At 39.9% G+C, this 17,884-nt stretch carries 19 protein-coding genes; 14 read left to right on the top strand and 5 right to left on the bottom strand.

The features are described 5' to 3' along the window. Positions 1-281 precede the first annotated feature (281 nt). The gene (locus tag ACED60_RS16850; RefSeq protein ID WP_135383741.1) at positions 282-1,166 is read left to right on the top strand and encodes a LysR family transcriptional regulator; all 885 of its coding nucleotides are present in this window, start codon (positions 282-284) and stop codon (positions 1,164-1,166) included. Here the strand turns inward: ACED60_RS16850 and ACED60_RS16845 are convergent, their stop codons facing one another. Continuing rightward, positions 1,167-1,625 (bottom strand): prepilin peptidase, encoded by a 459-nt coding sequence (locus tag ACED60_RS16845; RefSeq protein ID WP_371728035.1) that lies wholly within the window; start codon positions 1,623-1,625, stop codon positions 1,167-1,169. A 210-nt stretch (positions 1,626-1,835) separates the two neighbouring features. Between ACED60_RS16845 and ACED60_RS16840 the strand changes: the two genes are divergently transcribed. Genes ACED60_RS16840 through ACED60_RS16780 form a run of 13 tightly spaced genes read left to right on the top strand, consistent with a single transcriptional unit; the run spans position 1,836 to position 13,012 of the window. Then, positions 1,836-2,042, top strand: a complete 207-nt coding sequence (locus ACED60_RS16840) for a Flp family type IVb pilin (RefSeq protein ID WP_009845566.1) — start codon at positions 1,836-1,838, stop codon at positions 2,040-2,042. Between the two features lie 50 nt (positions 2,043-2,092). Next, positions 2,093-2,869, top strand: coding sequence for a pilus assembly protein CpaB (locus tag ACED60_RS16835; RefSeq protein ID WP_009845565.1), 777 nt, complete (start codon positions 2,093-2,095; stop codon positions 2,867-2,869). Position 2,870: 1 nt separating this feature from the next. After that, entirely contained in the window at positions 2,871-4,196 is a 1,326-nt protein-coding gene (locus ACED60_RS16830) for a type II and III secretion system protein family protein (RefSeq protein WP_371728034.1), read from the top strand. Continuing rightward, a complete protein-coding gene (locus ACED60_RS16825) occupies positions 4,196-4,657 on the top strand; it encodes a hypothetical protein (RefSeq protein ID WP_009845563.1) in 462 nt (153 codons plus the stop codon). Before ACED60_RS16830 ends, ACED60_RS16825 begins: the two co-directional genes overlap by 1 nt. A 2-nt stretch (positions 4,658-4,659) precedes the next feature. Then, positions 4,660-5,853 carry an AAA family ATPase gene (locus ACED60_RS16820; protein WP_009845562.1) on the top strand — a complete coding sequence of 398 codons (1,194 nt, stop codon included), beginning with the start codon at positions 4,660-4,662 and terminating at the stop codon, positions 5,851-5,853. After that, positions 5,850-7,115 (top strand): CpaF family protein, encoded by a 1,266-nt coding sequence (locus tag ACED60_RS16815; protein WP_009845561.1) that lies wholly within the window; start codon positions 5,850-5,852, stop codon positions 7,113-7,115. Before ACED60_RS16820 ends, ACED60_RS16815 begins: the two co-directional genes overlap by 4 nt. After that, positions 7,112-8,026, top strand: coding sequence for a type II secretion system F family protein (locus ACED60_RS16810; protein WP_009845560.1), 915 nt, complete (start codon positions 7,112-7,114; stop codon positions 8,024-8,026). The genes ACED60_RS16815 and ACED60_RS16810 overlap by 4 nt, the downstream gene beginning before the upstream one ends. Beyond that, positions 8,026-8,892 carry a type II secretion system F family protein gene (locus ACED60_RS16805; RefSeq protein WP_371728033.1) on the top strand — a complete coding sequence of 289 codons (867 nt, stop codon included), beginning with the start codon at positions 8,026-8,028 and terminating at the stop codon, positions 8,890-8,892. The genes ACED60_RS16810 and ACED60_RS16805 overlap by 1 nt, the downstream gene beginning before the upstream one ends. Next, positions 8,889-10,019 (top strand): lipopolysaccharide assembly protein LapB, encoded by a 1,131-nt coding sequence (locus tag ACED60_RS16800; RefSeq protein ID WP_009845558.1) that lies wholly within the window; start codon positions 8,889-8,891, stop codon positions 10,017-10,019. The genes ACED60_RS16805 and ACED60_RS16800 overlap by 4 nt, the downstream gene beginning before the upstream one ends. Continuing rightward, positions 10,016-10,552, top strand: coding sequence for a TadE/TadG family type IV pilus assembly protein (locus ACED60_RS16795; RefSeq protein WP_009845557.1), 537 nt, complete (start codon positions 10,016-10,018; stop codon positions 10,550-10,552). Before ACED60_RS16800 ends, ACED60_RS16795 begins: the two co-directional genes overlap by 4 nt. Continuing rightward, positions 10,542-11,126, top strand: a complete 585-nt coding sequence (tadF, locus tag ACED60_RS16790; protein ID WP_371728032.1) for a tight adherence pilus pseudopilin TadF — start codon at positions 10,542-10,544, stop codon at positions 11,124-11,126. Before ACED60_RS16795 ends, tadF begins: the two co-directional genes overlap by 11 nt. 1 nt (position 11,127) lies before the next feature. Further along, complete coding sequence (locus ACED60_RS16785) at positions 11,128-12,444, top strand: vWA domain-containing protein (protein WP_371728031.1); 1,317 nt, start codon at positions 11,128-11,130, stop codon at positions 12,442-12,444. 1 nt (position 12,445) lies between these two features. After that, positions 12,446-13,012 (top strand): OmpA family protein, encoded by a 567-nt coding sequence (locus ACED60_RS16780; protein WP_012600426.1) that lies wholly within the window; start codon positions 12,446-12,448, stop codon positions 13,010-13,012. Positions 13,013-13,150: 138 nt separating this feature from the next. Here ACED60_RS16780 and ACED60_RS16775 read toward each other — a convergent pair whose 3' ends face one another. The 4 genes from ACED60_RS16775 to ACED60_RS16760 form a co-directional block, all read right to left on the bottom strand. Beyond that, positions 13,151-15,454: a putative bifunctional diguanylate cyclase/phosphodiesterase gene (locus tag ACED60_RS16775; protein ID WP_371728030.1), complete on the bottom strand. Its 2,304-nt coding sequence runs from the start codon at positions 15,452-15,454 to the stop codon at positions 13,151-13,153. A 435-nt stretch (positions 15,455-15,889) separates the two neighbouring features. Then, positions 15,890-16,738 carry a sulfurtransferase gene (locus ACED60_RS16770; protein ID WP_032499412.1) on the bottom strand — a complete coding sequence of 283 codons (849 nt, stop codon included), beginning with the start codon at positions 16,736-16,738 and terminating at the stop codon, positions 15,890-15,892. Positions 16,739-16,773: 35 nt separating this feature from the next. Beyond that, the gene (locus ACED60_RS16765; protein ID WP_371728029.1) at positions 16,774-17,088 is read right to left on the bottom strand and encodes a hypothetical protein; all 315 of its coding nucleotides are present in this window, start codon (positions 17,086-17,088) and stop codon (positions 16,774-16,776) included. Between the two features lie 234 nt (positions 17,089-17,322). Continuing rightward, the coding region (locus tag ACED60_RS16760) for a hypothetical protein (protein WP_371728028.1) at positions 17,323-17,884 on the bottom strand (562 nt) is incomplete at its 5' end.

Here is a 17,884-nt window from a genome sequence, read left to right as displayed (position 1 = left end):
GGTTATAATTGTGTTGATTGTCATTTGCACTGGAAAGGTGTTGTGTAAGGGCTTTGGTATGTGAATGACACACAAAATATGTTGTTTGTAAAAGCACATAAGGATTTGTGAATCAGTTGTTGGTTGTGGTGGGTGTGTTTATTTATATAGGTGCATATAAACATTATTTATGAGTATATAAATAATGTTTTTTTGTATCTGAATGACACTATTGTTACTTTGACGCTGATTTTTAATAAGAATAATTAATAAAATAACGCAACATCGGGGTAGTTTGCACCATGAAAAACGTCAACAGGTCTATCGACGTCAAATATTTAAGAACATTTTCGCACGTTGCTAAACACAAAAGTTTTACAGCAGCCGCTGAGTCTTTATTTATGACACAACCCGCTGTATCTCAGCATATTAAAAAGATCGAAAGTACAATCGGGGCGAGTATTTTTGATAGGAAAGAGGGATTTTTACTCACCAAACACGGAAAAGTATTACTTGATTATGCAGACCAAACAATGTCTATGTACGAAAGATTGTTTGAAGATTTGGAAAAGGTTGAATTAAGAGACCAATTCAATATAGCGATTTCTGAATCTTTTTGCTTCGATATGGTTGAGCGTGTAATCAATGAATTTCGAATGTTGAACAATATAGACTTGTCCATAAATAGTTTCACAAAGTCCTCTTTATTGGATTCTTCTCGTTACGATTTGATTTTTACAATGGATAGAATTTCACAAGAGAATGGAAAATCCTATCAACTGAATACCGTTAACTATGTTATCGCACATTCTAATTCACTTGATCCGCATGAGTGTTATCCGCAGAGAGTTGTTTTTTGTAGTTCTCTTCCCAAATCTTATGTACAAGAGATACTCAACGATTATAACATTGACTCAAATCATGTGACGAGTTGGGTGAAGACAAGTTCATGCCAATTCCTTAAAAATGAACTGGAAACGAATGGAACTATTTTAATATTTCCTGAATGGTCGATACGTCACAATAAATGCAAGACAATACCATTACGTCAAAAAGTAAACACGTACGTTTGGTGTAGTGATGAAATTTCACAAGAGTTAGAGACGTTAGGTATTAAAGATAAGATTCAACAATTGTTTCAAATTAGTGATATTTCTAGCCCTATGTTAGAGCACAATATTATGTAGTCAGTTTGCTAAAATGGATATAGTGCTAAAAAAGAAACAGCTCAAAGCAATAGGTATTCCGTAAGGAATGCCTTTTGTAAAGCTAGGTAATCCTCTTACCTTTCCTACTATGTACATAGCGGTAACCAAAAGCCCTCCTAAAAAACCTATACAAATCAATGTGATTGTAACTAGATTCGGCTGTATGCCAATGATTAAGGCACAGAGTAACTTCACATCTCCAGCTCCTATCACTTTTAGATACCAAAGTATAAAAAACACCACGAAACATAAAATCGCAATGGGTAGTGATGACATCAAGTAACCGTTATTTAACGCGACAATATTACTAAATATCAAAGCAATTTTGTTTAGGTTGTTTGGGATTTTTCTATGCCAACCATCAAAGAAGCACACAAACGACAGTATTAAAAAATTTGTTGATATTAATACAATGTTAACTAATAAATCTATATTCATAGTTAGAGGGTATACTCAATAAGTTTTTATTTCAACAGATGTCGAGTTTATATTATTTATGGCTTTATAAATATACATTATCTCAATACCCAATAAATTTGTGTTATGTGTCCATAATAACTATTAATTTGATGTATGTTTTTGTATCAGGTAAATTTTCCTCGCAATTTCAATTAGACCAATGGTCAACATACTTTTTATAGGATTATTATGTACTACAAAACTTTAGCAAAAATGGCTGAACTTAAAATGAAGTTCGAAGATGATGTTCGTGGTGTGACTGCAGTTGAATATGCAATTATTGCCGTTGTAATGTCAGGAATCATATTAACTGCGTTCCAGAATGATACTATATCAGGAGGAATAGACGCAGCACTTGGCGCTGTAAAAGCTGATTTAGACGCAGCTAGTAAGTAATTGAAATATAATAATCTATAAGGGGCTTGTGCCCCTATTTTGGGCTTGATATGAACAGAATAATCATTCTTCTTTTTGTTGCTTTATCTATTTTTTCAACGCTGGTATATATTAATATTAACTATATTTCAACTGACGAAGAGCCACTTGAGGTTCACGAAAAAGAAGAACCTAAAGTCAGCATTTTAGTTACTCAAAAAGAAATTAGACGTTCTCAACCTTTAATCCCCAAGTATTATGAACAGAAGTTTGTTCACATATCTGATTTAGATGGTTACTACTATACGTTAGAAGACGATTTAGTTGTTAAACCTGGTGCTCTTTTTAAAGATGACATCAGTAAAGGTACTTATTTAACACAAGATATGATCTCCAATCCGGGAGACCGAGATTATATGTACTTGTCACTAAATGATGGTGAATTACCTTATTTTTATGAAGTAACAGGTATTGGAGTCGTACAAACGGCAACTCTTACTCCTGGCGATAAAGTGAGTTTTGTTTCAACAACGTCTTCAAAATCAAACCTGGTTGAGAATGGATATGGTGATATTGGCGATCTCGTTAGCCGAGTAATTATCAGTGGGGCGCGTGTTTTGCAGGTAATAAAAGGCAGTGAAGATAGTGACTCCGAAGATGCAGAGGATAAAAAATACAGTTTAGTCATTGCATTGAATATGCGGAGTGTTTTGAAGCTAGAAATGGCTCAAAAAATTGGTGATGTGAATATTATTCCATCTGAAATAGAAAATCGCTATTTATCTATCCGCAGTAGTGACCTTTTAGAAACTCAGTTTGGTGTCAGAGAATTACGTGGTAAGGAATAACATGACTTTAAAGAAGAAAAATATAGCCTTGCTATTGTGCGGGATTCTTTCATGTCCATTGCTCGCATCAGAATTAATGAACTTGGATCAAGGCGCTGCGAAAACCATTAATTTGAAGAGACAGATATCGACGGTGTTTGTCGCGAATCAAGAAATAGCAGACTACAAAATTATCGATGAAAATAAGGTTGTAGTTTATGGCGTTGGCCAAGGAACGACCTCTGTGATTGTTTATGATCGCGGTGGAAACGAAATTTATAACGCAGAATTGGTAGTCAACCAAAGTTTAAGACTATTGAAGCAAACACTCATTGCTAGATTCCCTGATGAAAACGTTGTGGTTTCCAATGTAGGTGACCAAGTTGTATTAGATGGCATTGTCGGTAGTGAAGAGATTAAACAAAAAATCAATCGACTTGTTGGTGAAATGTTGAAGAAAGATCGTCGCCGCGCAGCTTATGAACTAAAGGGTGCGGACGGTGAAGCCTTAGACGAGCTAGAGTACACGGCAAAGTACAACTACGATCAAGTCATTAATAACTTGAAAGTACTCACTACTGAGCAGATCAATGTCAAGCTAACGGTCGCGGAAGTATCTAGCTCATTTTTGACAGAATTAGGTGTTACTTATAGCGATAGTGGTGATCCGGGTACTTTTGTAAATAAGCTACTTGATTTTACGGCTCAAGATATCGTTTCAGTTATTTCCGCTAGTGGTGATGACAAAATCGGGCGTGTATTGGCCGAGCCCAACCTTTCTGTTATTTCAGGTGAGCAGGCTAGTTTCCTAGCCGGTGGCGAGATACCAATTGCTATCAGAGATGAAGACGGGATTACCATTTCTTATAAAGAATACGGCGTTAAGTTGGCCATGGTTGCAAAGGTAACTGACACAGAGAATATTCGCCTAACCTTGATCCCAGAGGTTAGCTCGATTGATGAATCAAACAAAACCACGACAGGCTTAATTTCTGTGCCTTCTTTACGAACTCGACGAGCTCAAACAACGGTTCACTTGAAAGATGGGCAAAGTTTTGTTTTGGCGGGGCTATTGACATCGGAAGAGCGTGAATCGTTAACCAAGATTCCAATCTTGGGAGATATTCCAATTCTAGGTGCGTTGTTTAGCCACTCTTCCACCAACCGTTCCAAGACTGAATTGATCATTGTTGCGACTGTAAACTTGGTTGATCCGGTTGAGCAAGAGCAGGTCAAATTGCCAAGCTTTAGACGCACAAGTGATCTCGAAAGACTCCTTAGAATTGATCTTTCGGAACTTGACGAACCAGAGCTTGAAAACACGATAAACCAAGGAGGATTCAACTAATGAGATGGATCGTTATTACTTTAATCGCTCTTATTGCTTCTGCTTGTTCTCATGTTGATACCCCAAACTCTAGTGTGATTGAGCAACTGGAGGAGCGCTTTGAATTTGATATGGCGAGTAGTGAAGATTCAATCTCTCGCTCGGTGGCCTTTATTCGTGAGCTCAATGCGAGAGAACCTAAGGCGACGTTCTACGTTAAATATAAACCGGATGCGAGTGAGTTTGTTGCCAAATTACGAGATCGATTTAAGTCGGAATCTATCGCAAAAGACAGATATAAAATCGAACTTGCCGATCATGACCAAGAAAAAAACATCTTAATCATAGGTCGATATGTCCGAATTAAAAGCAGCGAATGTGGAGTGATGGTGTTCTCGAAAAGGGAAGATTATCAATTTGGTTGTAGTGTTGAACATAACCGAAACATCAGCTTGGTTAACCCAATTAAGAAGGCGAAATAGTAATGGACTTGGATATCTTGTTTCGTAATTCGTCGTCGAAAGTGAAGTCGACGGTTGAGGCTACCGATCTCATTGTGTCTGATGATAATACCCTAACTGAATCTATTAATGATTTGTACGCTATTGAAGGTTTCCCTAAACCACTTGAAGTCACCGATATTGATTTAGATGGCGTTTGGAATCAGTCAAACATTAAGCTTAACCACGTTGTGTTGGATCTTCGTAGTGCCTCCAACGTTATAGAGCAAGTTTCCGAGATTTCGGTTCGTTTGGATGTGAATATATCTTTGCTTGTTCTCTGTGATGTTGATTCGATAAAGCTGCGTAACCAAGTGCATGCATTAGGTGCTAGTTATGTTCTTTGGGATCCTGAACTTGATTCATTACTTGCGGCAATTAAAACGACGCAAGAAGGTGAAAGCACCGTTAAAAAAACGCGTGTAGCCAAACGTATATTAGTTTTGGGTACCAAAGGTGGCATTGGAGTATCTTGCGTAAGTTCTGTTTTAGCACACTCCTTAGCAGAGCAAGCAAATCTAAAGACACTCTTGGTGGATCATGATTCAGGAGCACTAAATAGTGACATTTATATAGGTGTAAAAGGCTTGAAAGCCAAGCACAACAGTATAGATTTGAATCAGATCGATATCGACAGTGCGATAGCTAAGACCTATGTACATGGTGTGAAAGATAAGCTTGATTACTTGGTACTAGAGAAAAATGTTGCTTGCCTTACTGATCACGCATCTACATTGTACAACCTTTCCAATCAACTCATTGATCAATATAACTTTATCATAGATTCGGCGCCCTTATCTTGCTATGAAGAGATGCATGATCAGGAGTTATCAGATAAGTACCATCGCATCTTTATTGTCTGCGAACCTTCGGTTTCTTCACTGCGTTCTTATAACTCTTTGAAGAAGAAGATCGGGAAATCTGAACACCAAATCATCTTCAACCTTAATCGGCCAGCGAAAGACTTCATGATGACACTCGCGAGTGCGAAAGAGAGAATCAAAGCCAAAGATAGTATTGATTTCATGTACGAGCCGTCGCTAGAAAAAATCGTGGTACAGCAAGGTATTAATGAGTTGCTTAAATCTAAGTCTGCCACTGCCGTTCTAACTATGGTTGCCACGTTGACAGGCAAGAAAATTAAAACTAAATCACGTTTCAGTTTGTTTAGAAAATGAATCAATTAAAAGAAATTTACATCCAGCTTCGAGATGAGATCTTTGATGCTCTAGATGCCGCTACGCTTGTTGAAATTAGTAATCAAGAGCTAGAAGAACAACTCAAAGACTCGGTTAATATATTGATCGATAAGAAGCAGCTGCAAGTCAGCTCATTGAAACGTGTCGACTTAGTCAAAGCGTTACTCGATGAGTTGAAAGGCCTTGGGCCCCTGCAAGCTTTAGTCGATAACGATGATATATCGGATATCATGATCAACGGTCCTTCGGATATCTTCATAGAAATCAATGGCAAGGTTGAACAATCACCCATTCAATTTGTTAACGAAAAACAACTGAACACCATCGCTAAGCGAATCGCATCAAATGTGGGTCGTCGTATCGATGAATCAAAACCCCTTTGTGATGCTCGTTTAATGGATGGGAGCCGTGTAAATATTGTGATCCCCCCGTTAGCGATAGACGGTACCTCTATCTCGATTCGTAAATTCAAAGAGCAAAAAATTAGGCTTGAGAATCTTGCTGAGTTTGGTGCGATGTCTGTCGAAATGGCTAAGCTTTTGTCCATTGCGAGCCATTGCAAGTGCAACATATTGATCTCCGGTGGTACTGGTTCAGGTAAAACAACGTTATTGAACGCATTATCTGGCTTCATTGGCGAAACTGAACGTATTGTTACTATTGAAGATGCTGCTGAACTACAGCTACAAAAACCTCATATTGTTAGGCTTGAAACTCGACAAGCTAGCGTTGAAGGAACAGGAGAAATCACCGCTCGAGACCTTGTGATTAATGCCCTTCGTATGCGCCCGGACAGAATTATTGTTGGTGAGTGTCGTGGTGGTGAAGCCTTTGAAATGCTTCAAGCGATGAATACAGGGCATGATGGATCTATGTCGACATTGCACGCCAATACACCGCGTGATGCCATTGCTCGTACTGAGAGCATGGTAATGATGGCAACAGCCAGTCTGCCGATATCCGCAATACGTAGAACCATCGTTAGTGCAGTAGACCTTATCGTTCAAGTTAAGCGCCTCCACGATGGTAGCCGCAAGGTGATGTACATTTCTGAAATTATCGGGATGGAAGGGGATAGCGTGGTGATGGAAGACATTTTTCGTTACGAAGCGACTTCAAATTTCAAAGATGGAAAAATGGAAGGTGAGTTCAGAACACCCGGTTTATCGACTCGTTCTGTGATTTATGAACGCGCAAAATTCTTTGGTTTAGAACAAGCAGTGAAGGAGATATTTACATGACCTTAATACTGATTGCTTCATGGAGCGCTTTGCTACTTTACTTCCTTATCCATCGCTCTCGTCAAAGCAAAAAATTGAGTAGCTTAATTGAGATGGAAGCTGAGTTTGAAGGGGTTAAAGGTGTTCGCTCTGTTATCGATTCACAACAGTTTGAAGAGAGCTATAAAGCCAGAATCAGGAAAATGTACAAGAAGGTAATCAAGGTATTTCAACCTAATATGTCCTTGAAGCTGGTCTTGTTTATCTCTGTGACGACATCTGCAACTTATGCTCTCAATGAGTTTTTTTTACGTCAGGACTTTATAGTTTGTCTGATTGTTGTTGAGCCTCTCTTGTTCTTTGTCTTTTATAACAATCTAAAAGCAAGGCAAGTAGAGCGTTTTAAAACTAACTTTCCAGACGCTTTGAACATTTTGAGTGGGGCCATTTCTTCAGGGCAAAGCATCATTCATGCCTTCGAGTATGTAGGTAAGCAGCTTGATAACGAAGTGGGCAAAGAGTTCAAATTCATGGCTGAGCGTTTACTTATTGGTGAAGACCCTGATGACGTTCTTGAACGAAGTAGCAATACGTTTCCGTACTTAGAGTACTTTTTCTTTGCTTCAACGATAAGAATCAATTTGGCTAGAGGTGGACAACTCAAAGATGTGATCAACAAAATAAACCGACTTATGTTTGATTCAAGAGCTGTGGAGAAAAAGAAAAATGCCTTGACCTCAGAAGCTCGAGCTTCGGCAAAGATAATTGCCTGCTTACCGGTTATTTTTCTTATTATTTTGAAGTTTACGAGTCCTGAAAACTACAGTTTTGTGATGTTTGAAGAAGCTGGTCAACCTATTTTTTATTATGTATTAGCCAGTGAGCTAGTTGGTTTTTTTTGCATTTGGCTGATTTTGCGGGGTGTGAATTGATGGACTTTGAAACCGTTATTATTTGGAGTGTGATATTCATTATATCGATGGTCCTAGCAACGCATTGTTTACGATTTTGGGATAATACGAGAGCGGATATAGAGACTCGAAAAATAATCGGTTCGACACGAGAAGAGAAGAAAAGAGCAGATTTATTCAAGGCTATATTGTCTAGGATTAGTTTTAATAAGCATGAAACAAAAAGAAAATTGGTCGCAGCTGGCTTTTACAGTGATTTCCTGGCCGACGTTTATTACTTACTAAAAATCGTTCCTTTTTGTGTTTGCTTAGCATTGATTGGCTTTGATTTTTATAGTGGTGACACGAAAACGGTATTCGCGCTGTTATATCTAATGGGGGCTTTATTAATATTTATCATTGGTCCTGATTCTTATGTGTCGGCTCGAGGTAAATCTAACATCAAGCACATAAGTTCACGATTGCCATTTTTACTCGACTTAATGAATGTTTGCGTCCATACGGGGATGACTATCGAGTCTAGCTTGGAGTACTTGGCGAAAGAACTTCACTCAGTAGACAGTAACCTTGCTCATGTGGTCAGAGTAACTGTCGAACGATCTCGCCTGGTGGGCCTTGAAAAGGCATTAGAAGAATTTTATGAGCTTGTTCCAACTAGTGAATCACAAAGTTTTGTAATGACCATGGTGCAGAGCCTCCAATTTGGTTCATCAGTTGGTCCGGTATTAGTGACTTTAGCAAGCGATATTCGCGAGCTTAATATGATGGATTTAGAAGAACGAATCGGGAAAATGGGGGCGAAGATGTCGATTCCACTTATCGCTTTTATCATGGTTCCGATTATTATTTTAATTGCAGCTCCAGGTATTATGAGGGCGTTGATGTGATAAGAAATTTTGTATTGTCCGTTATTGTTTTGGTTCTCTTCTCCGGTTGTTCAACGGTTAATAACCAACTTGATACCAAAGAACAACTGCTTTTAGGGTCGGGTGACTCACAGAAACTCATTGAATTTTATAAGGCAAATATACAATCGGAACCTGAATATAAAGTTAAATTGGTTAATTTGTATTTAGATCTAAAAGATATCAAGTCTGCTGAGCTGTATCGCAGCACTTACAATGATAATGATCTTGATGAACCTGAATACATTTTAACTAATGCAAGGCTTTATTATCAAAAAAAGAATTTTGAAAAAGCACTGGAAGAGCTGAGTAAGTATCGGGATGAAGGTGGCAAAGAGTATGAGTATCAACTTTTAACTGGAAAAATATTGGCTCAGCAAAAGCGATTTGCCCAAGCGATCGAACATTTTGAGGAAAGTAGAAAGCAAGGGGCTTCAGACAGGGAGGCTGGCAACAATATCGCAGTCGTCAAAATAATGCAGTCTGATTATTTGGGTGCAACAGACATTTTATATGACCTTTACCTTTCGAATCCGAATGATCAGAGAGTGAGCTCTAACTTGATTCTCTCTTCGGTTAAATCTCAGCGACCGGATATCGCGCTAGAGGTTTTGAAGCATTCGAATAGCGATGAGCAAGCTCACAAACAGTTGTCTGCATTAATGAGGTCAATATCTAAAAGCAAAGGGAAGAAGGCCGTGACACAGTCAACGATAGAAATGGAACAACACTTTATTGGCTCTCAAGCTAATTCAGGGGGCTTTGTAGCCCCGACGTCTCGCGTAAGTAAATTGGATGCTACCACAGAGTTTCAAGCATCTAGACACAGTGTCGATGGTTCTGTACTTGACCCAAGAAAACTTAAGCCCGGGGCAAAACCCATTTATCGTGTGCAAGTATTGGCGACGTATACGGCGATCCCCTCTGACTTTTTGAACTATTTGAAAACAAACTACGGCTCTGTTTATTCGTATACACATGGTTTATGGAAGCGTTACTGCATTGGTGACTTTAATGACTTAGATGAAGCGAAAGCGTTTTTAAACAGTATCGATATCAAGGGAGCATTCGTTGTTGATTACACTAAGAAAAGGTATGTCCGACTATGAGAAGGTTTAAGCGAAAGCAAAAGGGGTCATTGACGGTTGAAGTCGCTATGGGGATTCCGATTTTTCTGGCTATTGCCTTTGGCTGGGTAGAGATCTGTATTTTGACATTCTCAATGAGCATGACAGACCATGCTTTGACCACAGCGGTAATGCGTACCAAAAAAGCGGGTGACTCAAGCAGTAGCAATTCCATCAACTACGGCCAAATGATCAATGATGAGTTAACTAAAGCTGGCGGGGCATTATGGAGTAATGTAGTCAAAGAGGGGAGTGTAGTTATTCATGTTAACTACTTTCGTGACTACGAAGGCTTTCTCAAATGTACGGATACTTACGCTTCTACAGATGAGTGCCCAGATAAGAAAGATGAACCCGAAGACATGGCATTAGCTGTCTATGCTTTAGAGTATACCTACGACCCGATTGTATCCATTTGGTTTCCAGATATTGCTATTAAACGTGAAGTCATCACTATCCAAGAATATGAAAGATGTTCGTTCAAAATTGGTCAGGGGGCAGGTTGTGCAAGCTAAACAAAAAGGCGCATTTGCTGTTGAATTGGCGATGGTATTAGTTTTTGCTTCAGGGATCTTCGTTGTCGTAGTCAATCATATGCTAGCTATTAATAAGAAGGGCCAACTCGATAGAGCTTCTTATTCATTGACCACTATCTTTGCTGAACGAAAACAATTGTTTAATGCCAACATGGATATATGTGCGGGTGACTGTAGAAAGACCGAACAAAACGCGTTTGTGATTGCTTCTGCTTCGATGAAACGAATGATTCCAAACTTTGACAAAACCAAGTTTGGGATACGCATCGACGAAATAAGGCTTGAAGAAACCGCTTTATCTGGAGGTAGAGTGAATTACCGAAGGGTTCAAAAAACTCTAACCAAAGGGAGTATTCATGGGTGTGACTTTCCTGAGATGAGCGATATAACGAAGCAAAAAGCGATAGAAATACTGCCAATCACATCAAGAGGTCGCAGATTACCCATGTATCAGGTTTCATTATGTTATGAAACTCCAATTAATGTGCTTGGTGTTACTAACGGTGAAGTCTTTCGCCTTGTAAGTACATCTTATTCATTTGCGAGGGTTTGAGGTGAAATCGATAAAGAAAAACCGAGGTGTCGCAGGTATTTTGTTCGTTGGTCTCTTACCAGCGATGGTTATTTTTATGGCGTTTTCGATGCAAATGTCGCAACAGATGTTGGCTCACTCTCGGTTATTAGAAGCTGCAGAGGTTGCGAGCCTCGCACTTATTGCAAGCCCTAAAGAGGATGAAGATAGAAACGTAAAGTATGCACGTTACTTGGTTGATAGATACATTTTAGACAATTCAGAGGATGTGGATGTCGCCGTATTTACCCGTAAATGTGAATATAAAGATGGTTGTGTTCAAGCTAGCGGCGAATTAGCGCCATTTAGTGACTTTGTCGTTAGTGCTACCGCCAAATATACATCATGGATTTCGTATGAAGATGTCGATTTAGAACCTGAATTTACGGTTAGTGGACGAGCGGTCACGCGAAAGTATCTTCCTCAATCTGTCGACGTTTACTTCATCGGTGACTTTAGTGGTTCTATGGGTAACTCGTGGAAGAACGGAAAAATGAAGTTAGACGTTGTAAAAGAAACCATTAAACGAGTTGTTGATGACATCGAAAAATTTAATACGGAAGAAAAGAGTCGAGTCGCCTTACTTGGTTACAACCCGTTTCATGTTAAGCAGACCGATAAAACTGTAAGAGTTAACGCTTATGGCTATTACGGTTCATGGAGAAAAAAATACGCTTACAATTACGCTCGTTCCTCGCCAGGAACAACGGTTAGGCGAATGTTTGACAAACCCAAACTGTATAACGAAATACTCGAGCCAAAGAGGGGTATGAGTCGATACGAGGTTGAACGTCTCCATACCCACAACGTTAATTTTGCTAAGTATTATAAGTTTTATGATATTCCATTGACTGAAGACTATGATGAATTTCGGTCTCAACTAATGAATACCAAGCTGCAAGCTGGTGGAGGAACGTCGTCATGGAATGGGATCATTGCTGCCGCCCAAGAAGCTAATAAAGCAACGAATCTAAACCCTGAGCAAGTGTTTATTGTTTTATCTGATGGTCAGGATGGCGACAAGAACTATTTACAAAAACTAGTGGACCAAGGGCTGTGTAAAAAGCTGCGCTCAACTATATCGGCCAAACGAAATCGCTTCCAAAGTAACTCGCCGACTGAAGCTGAAAAAACCAAAGTCACGATGGGCGTCATTGGTATTAATTACAAAGTAAATGAAAGTGATGGCTTTGGGGATTGTTTTGGTAAGAAAAACATCTACCACGCAAAAGATGGTGAAGATGTGTACAAGTACATTCTGAATTTGATTAATGAAGAAACCGGAAAACTAAAGGATTAACATGAGATACCTAGTAATTATGTCTACGATACTACTGTCTCCATTGAGCTATGCAAACTGCTTGGGCAATGTCGGCGAATACGTCACTTCGAAAACGTTGGTGTCTTCTCATACTGTTACGACACAAGTGACTGGAAAGCTAATAAAGCTTGATGAAAAACCTCAAAATGAGGTGCTCAATAGAGAGAGTGAAGTCATTCAAATCGCAGCTCAAGATGATGTCTGTTTCTATGATAAAGCGACGCAATCTTTGGTGCTCAATTATCCAACTAACGTGTACCTATTGGATGAAAATCATAAACAAGTATTAGGGCAGTACCTTAGCTTGGTGGGAGATAAATCCAAGATTTATATAGAAGGTCATGCAGATAGCTTAGGCAGTAAAAGCTACAACAAAGCACTGTCATCTCGCCGAGCAGGACAAGTGGCGAGCTACTTGAAGAAAGATCTTCATCAAGGGAATCGCATTGTTGAATATGCGTATGGCGAAAGTGCACCAATTTGTAAAGTCACAGACAATAAGGCAACAGGTTGTAACCGACGAGTTGTGATAACAGTTAAGTCGTAATGGGCTTTGTTGTCGTTGTCTGTATTTTTATTTTTTGGGCCGCTCTGTTAAGTGGTGTGTAAAGAAAAGGGAACCCGTTTGGGTTCCCTTTTTTAATCTATAGCGTTATTCGTTTAACCAGGTAAAGTACTCAAACAGTTACAACGTGGGTTCTGGTAGTTCTGTAGCCATAATTTGAGCCGGTGTTAGATACTTGCATAACTCATCATAAGGAATAGGACGAGAGAAGTAGTAACCTTGCATCAAGTCACATCCACATGCTTTTAGAATCGCGAAGTGTTCGTTTGATTCTACGCCTTCTGCCAACACCACCATACCGAAGTTTTTACCGATAGCGATGATGTTCTGGACCATTGTTAGTGACTGTTGATCGACTGCTATGTTTTCAATGAAACTCTTATCAATCTTAAGTTCGTCGATAGGGAGTGCTTTTAACATGCTCAATGACGAGTAGCCCGTACCGAAGTCATCTAGAGAGATCTTAATATCGTTTTCTTTGAGGGCTTCAAACAGTGGTTTCACTATAGCCACATCTTCAATGAACAAGCTTTCAGTAATCTCGAGCGTTAAACAGTTTGGTGAGAACTGATATTTCTCAAGCGTAGCGAATAGGTGTTCTGAGAACGACTTATGTGAAAACTGACGTACGGATATATTGATCGAAAGACCGATCTTTTGTTCTATCGTTCGGTGTAAATGAGCGATCTGCATAACGCTGGATTCAATAATAAAGGTGCCGAGTTTTTGCATTAAACCTGTGCTTTCAGCAATAGGAATAAATACGTCTGGCGGGACAAAACCCAGTTCATCATCTACCCAACGCACAAGCGCTTCTACACCGTGAGTACTTTCATCGGCACGAACCAATGGTTGAAAAACCATAAATAAAGCTTGTTTATCGATAGCGATACGAAGCCTTTGTTCTACTCTCATTTTGTAGAGGTGGGCGTCTTGCATCTCGGTCGTGAAAATACTGTATGAGTTTTGCTGCTGTTTCGCTTTGTACATCGAAATATCGGCAGAGCGTAACAGGCTATCTAAATCTCTTCCGTGGTCTGGGAAGCGCGCAATACCTACACTGCAACTCAACAAAAATTGAGCGCTTTCAACTTCATAAGGTTGAGAAAGTACTTCAATAATTCGTTCTGATAGTCGCTTAATTTCAGATTCACTACTCAAGGGTGTTAAAAACAAGAACTCATCACTGGATTCTCGTACCAATAGGCTGACTCTGGAGCGGAACCGCATCAAACGTAATGCAATTTGTTTGAGCACCTTGTCTCCGAAGTCATGTCCATGGGTATCATTAACACATTTGAAGTTATCGATGTCGATAAACAGCATTGAGAATGGGTCTGACTCATCTTCAATCCACTTGCCAATGTTTTTACGCATATAGGAGCGGTTGGGGAGAGAGGTTAATGGATCGTGATTGGCTTGGTAAATCAATTGGCTGCGAGTTCGTTGCTCGTTCTTCGCAATCGATTTTACTAAAAAATAGAAACCAAACTGAAGAACAACAAAAACAAAGAAAAGAGTACCGAACTCTTTTGCGAATATACCATCAACGTGTTCTAGGTCTGTACGGCCGACAACCCAAAGCTTGTAGTCTGGAATGTATTTAGCGCTAACGAGCGATGGGAAAGCGCTATCATCGATACAGAAAGAATATGTGTATTTTCCTGTTTTCGCTTCTTTGACGCTGACAGTCACTTGCTCAGAAAAGCTTTTGGTAATGCGATCCATTAGATCGTTATCAACTGGTTTTAAATAAGCGTCTAGCGACTCGATATCGCTAGAAAAAAACTGACGATAGTTGTCGGTTCTAAGTAGAGTTAACGTGTTGTAATTGCCTGCGTGCGCATTGTTTTCAAACAATATTGTGCTGTCTAAGCGTAAACCTGCGGTCATGACTGCATCAACGTTCTTGCCATCGAGAGAAATGGATTTTCTTAATGGGATCACGAGGCTGTTAAGAGAATCATGGAAATAGGTGCGCCCTAAAACCATTTTATTACTCGATATAGCCTCTAGAAATGAGTCTCTGGTGTACGGGAGATCCAGTAAATTAAATTGATCAGACAGTTGTAGGTTTGAGCTGATTGATAGGTAATCCCCTTGAGGATTTAGTAACCCGAAAGCGGCTATTGCAGGATGAGTATCAAGCAGTTTATCTAATATTGGTCGAATTTGAATCGAAGCCGTGCGGGTAAAGTCGGACTGCTGAGTAAGTTGATGCCCAACCACTTCAAGCAGTGCTTCTTGGCTAGTTAATAGAGAGTTTACTGAGCTAGAGAAGATCTCAACTTGGATATGCTGTTGCTTAGTAAAGTCATCTCTGTTTGATTGCCACTTGGTTATGCCAAAGGCGCTGAAAAGTATCAGGGTAAGCAGCACGATCATAGCGTACAGCGACCAGATATTTTTCTTAAATAGAGCCATGAGATGCCTTTTGTTGGTGACTACTTTTAACAGACTGCAAGTGACAACGTTTATATCGCCAGTGTGATTAATACAACGAGGCATAAAACATCAGAGATGAATATATCAATGATTAAATAGTGTAACGGCTAAGAACAGAGATTCTTGAATGAAATATTAACACTCATAAACGTGCTGACAATTAACCCATGATTAATCACAGTTTTTGTTAGCAATCGGATGGCTCTACACATAGGTAGTGTTAACTCTGTCACTACCTAGGTGTCTTCAAGTGACTACGTCTTCAAGTTACAACCGTGTTAAACGCTTGAGTTAATAAGTGCCTAGCTGATTGAGCAATAAGATGCTTAAGTGTCATGGGCTTCAGCCATAACCTTTAGTAAGCTCCGTATGCATGCGCAGTATATTCTAACAGTATCATTAAGCGAAGCTGAATTACTTTTTAGTTACGGCAATAGGTAGTTTTTCATTTGCGCCCCATTCAGTCCATGAGCCATCGTAAACGCCCATATCACTTGAATAACCAGCCAGTTTAGCGGCTAATAAAATGATGCAAGCCGTCACACCTGAGCCACAGCTAAAGAACATAGGTTGAGAGGGGGTTAAGTTTAGAGTCGAGAAAATGTCAACTAACTCTTCTTGAGGTTTCAATTTACCTGCATTTAAGACTTGTGCGAACGGCAAGCAAACTGAGTTTGGGATGTGGCCACTACGTAAGCCTTCACGTGGTTCTGGAACTTCTGAATCGAAGCGAGCTTGAGAACGTGCATCCAGAATGTTTGCACTTTTGTCATCGGAGTAGTTTTGGATTTGCTGAGCATTTACAAAGTGGTTGTCTTGAATTTGGCCTTCAAAATTGCCCGCTTTGACTTCGGTGCGATAGTCAGTCTCTGTCGCGTAACCGGCTTTTATCCAAGCAGGTAAACCGCCATCTAAGATGTATACGTTGTTATGTCCCATTGCCATAAACATCCACCATGCGCGAGGCGAGGCAAAAGTTCCTGAGTTATCGTAAACCACTATCGTACTGTCTTGATTGATACCAATTTCTTGTGCGCGTGTATTGAAGTGTTTTTCGGTCGGGAACATGTGAGGGAGTAGAGTGTGCTTGTTACAAAAGTTTTTGTCGTAGTCGAAACGAATCGCACTAGGTATCATTTGTCCTTTGATCTTTTCTGACTCACTTGGGATCTGAAATTCGATACTGGCGTCGAGGATTACAATGTTGTCTTCTTCTAGCAAACGTTGTTGAAGTTGTTCTGGTGAAATGAGTGGCTGATTCATTCTTCTTATATCCATTCTTGTTGTTATATCGGCGACTAAGGCGCAGCCCGGCAGTGGATGAACTGATAGCTGCTTTGTCTGGTTATTTGATTGTTTAATGTATCAAGCACAACAATAGAATCAATAGGGCAGTCTGTTGTTGGTGGAATGGAAACGCGAAATATTTCGTTGTCTTGAGTTTCAACCGTGAGGTAGCGTCTATGTCCGTCAAGGGATTGAGTGAGCGTATTGGAGATGACTCTGGCTTCAATGCGTTCTCCGGTAGAAGATGTCATCGGGAAATAGGTGAGAAATAAAAGTAGCCCAATACCAATCGATAATATAACGAATCCTATTTTCAACTGTTTCATAAAGTAAGCCTTTGAAAGTCATCTTTAAAAGATAAGACAGGCTTTCGATAAAGTGAACATAACCAGTACTGAAAATTGAAATTGCGCCCAAATAAAAAGGTGAGCCTCATTGCTCACCTTTATGCATTGTTATTCGACTTTCAACTTTCAACTTTCAACTTCGAGACTGCTGCCTAACTCCAACTGAATTTAGCCATTGTCTAAGTGAACTCAGCACTTTTCATTCCTTTACGTTTACCAAGTGATTTGTGATCCGTCACTTGCAACGACTTGTTGCAGCGGCGCTTGACCATCATAAAACCAGATCTCAATCAACAGAATATCTTCGCTTAGCGGCGCCGAAAAGTTGGATGTAAATGTACCGTTGTCTAAAGGGCCTCCAATGACCTTACTTGAATAATCAGGCTTGTAAGTTGAGTCTGTCCTTGTGGTAAATCGACTATATACGGATACGAACGAACGATCGGTTGAGATGTGGCTGATATCAATATTGAGGTCGAATTGATCTACAGAGTTATAATCGAAACCATCAGGTATTACGAGCTCATCCATTTTGTACGCTTGCAGGCCGTTGGAGATAACCGCATTAACTGGTGTCGGTGCCGGATTTATAGCGACGGTGACTGGTGATGAGACCACTGATGGTGATGTAACTGGCGCTGACGCCACTGGTGTTGACGTCACTGGTGTTGACGTCGCTGGCGTTGACGTCACTGGTGTTGACGCCACTGGTGTTGACGTCACTGGTGTTGACGTCACTGGTGTTGACGTCACTGGTGTTGACGTCACTGGTGTT

This window comes from Vibrio sp. 1F279, from assembly GCF_041439815.1.
Taxonomy (GTDB): domain Bacteria; phylum Pseudomonadota; class Gammaproteobacteria; order Enterobacterales; family Vibrionaceae; genus Vibrio; species Vibrio tasmaniensis_A.
Note: the sequence above shows the minus strand (reverse complement) of the source record. Positions and strands in the feature narration are given on the sequence as shown.

Excerpts from the sequence above, each read along its gene's own strand:
- ACED60_RS16850 (WP_135383741.1), top strand. The coding sequence starts at position 282 with ATGAAAAACGTCAACAGGTCTATCGACGTCAAATATTTAAGAACATTT.
- ACED60_RS16845 (WP_371728035.1), bottom strand. The coding sequence starts at position 1,625 with ATGAATATAGATTTATTAGTTAACATTGTATTAATATCAACAAATTTT.
- ACED60_RS16840 (WP_009845566.1), top strand. The coding sequence starts at position 1,836 with ATGTACTACAAAACTTTAGCAAAAATGGCTGAACTTAAAATGAAGTTC.
- ACED60_RS16835 (WP_009845565.1), top strand. The coding sequence starts at position 2,093 with ATGAACAGAATAATCATTCTTCTTTTTGTTGCTTTATCTATTTTTTCA.
- ACED60_RS16830 (WP_371728034.1), top strand. The coding sequence starts at position 2,871 with ATGACTTTAAAGAAGAAAAATATAGCCTTGCTATTGTGCGGGATTCTT.
- ACED60_RS16825 (WP_009845563.1), top strand. The coding sequence starts at position 4,196 with ATGAGATGGATCGTTATTACTTTAATCGCTCTTATTGCTTCTGCTTGT.
- ACED60_RS16820 (WP_009845562.1), top strand. The coding sequence starts at position 4,660 with ATGGACTTGGATATCTTGTTTCGTAATTCGTCGTCGAAAGTGAAGTCG.
- ACED60_RS16815 (WP_009845561.1), top strand. The coding sequence starts at position 5,850 with ATGAATCAATTAAAAGAAATTTACATCCAGCTTCGAGATGAGATCTTT.
- ACED60_RS16810 (WP_009845560.1), top strand. The coding sequence starts at position 7,112 with ATGACCTTAATACTGATTGCTTCATGGAGCGCTTTGCTACTTTACTTC.
- ACED60_RS16805 (WP_371728033.1), top strand. The coding sequence starts at position 8,026 with ATGGACTTTGAAACCGTTATTATTTGGAGTGTGATATTCATTATATCG.
- ACED60_RS16795 (WP_009845557.1), top strand. The coding sequence starts at position 10,016 with ATGAGAAGGTTTAAGCGAAAGCAAAAGGGGTCATTGACGGTTGAAGTC.
- ACED60_RS16780 (WP_012600426.1), top strand. The coding sequence starts at position 12,446 with ATGAGATACCTAGTAATTATGTCTACGATACTACTGTCTCCATTGAGC.
- ACED60_RS16775 (WP_371728030.1), bottom strand. The coding sequence starts at position 15,454 with ATGGCTCTATTTAAGAAAAATATCTGGTCGCTGTACGCTATGATCGTG.
- ACED60_RS16770 (WP_032499412.1), bottom strand. The coding sequence starts at position 16,738 with ATGAATCAGCCACTCATTTCACCAGAACAACTTCAACAACGTTTGCTA.
- ACED60_RS16765 (WP_371728029.1), bottom strand. The coding sequence starts at position 17,088 with ATGAAACAGTTGAAAATAGGATTCGTTATATTATCGATTGGTATTGGG.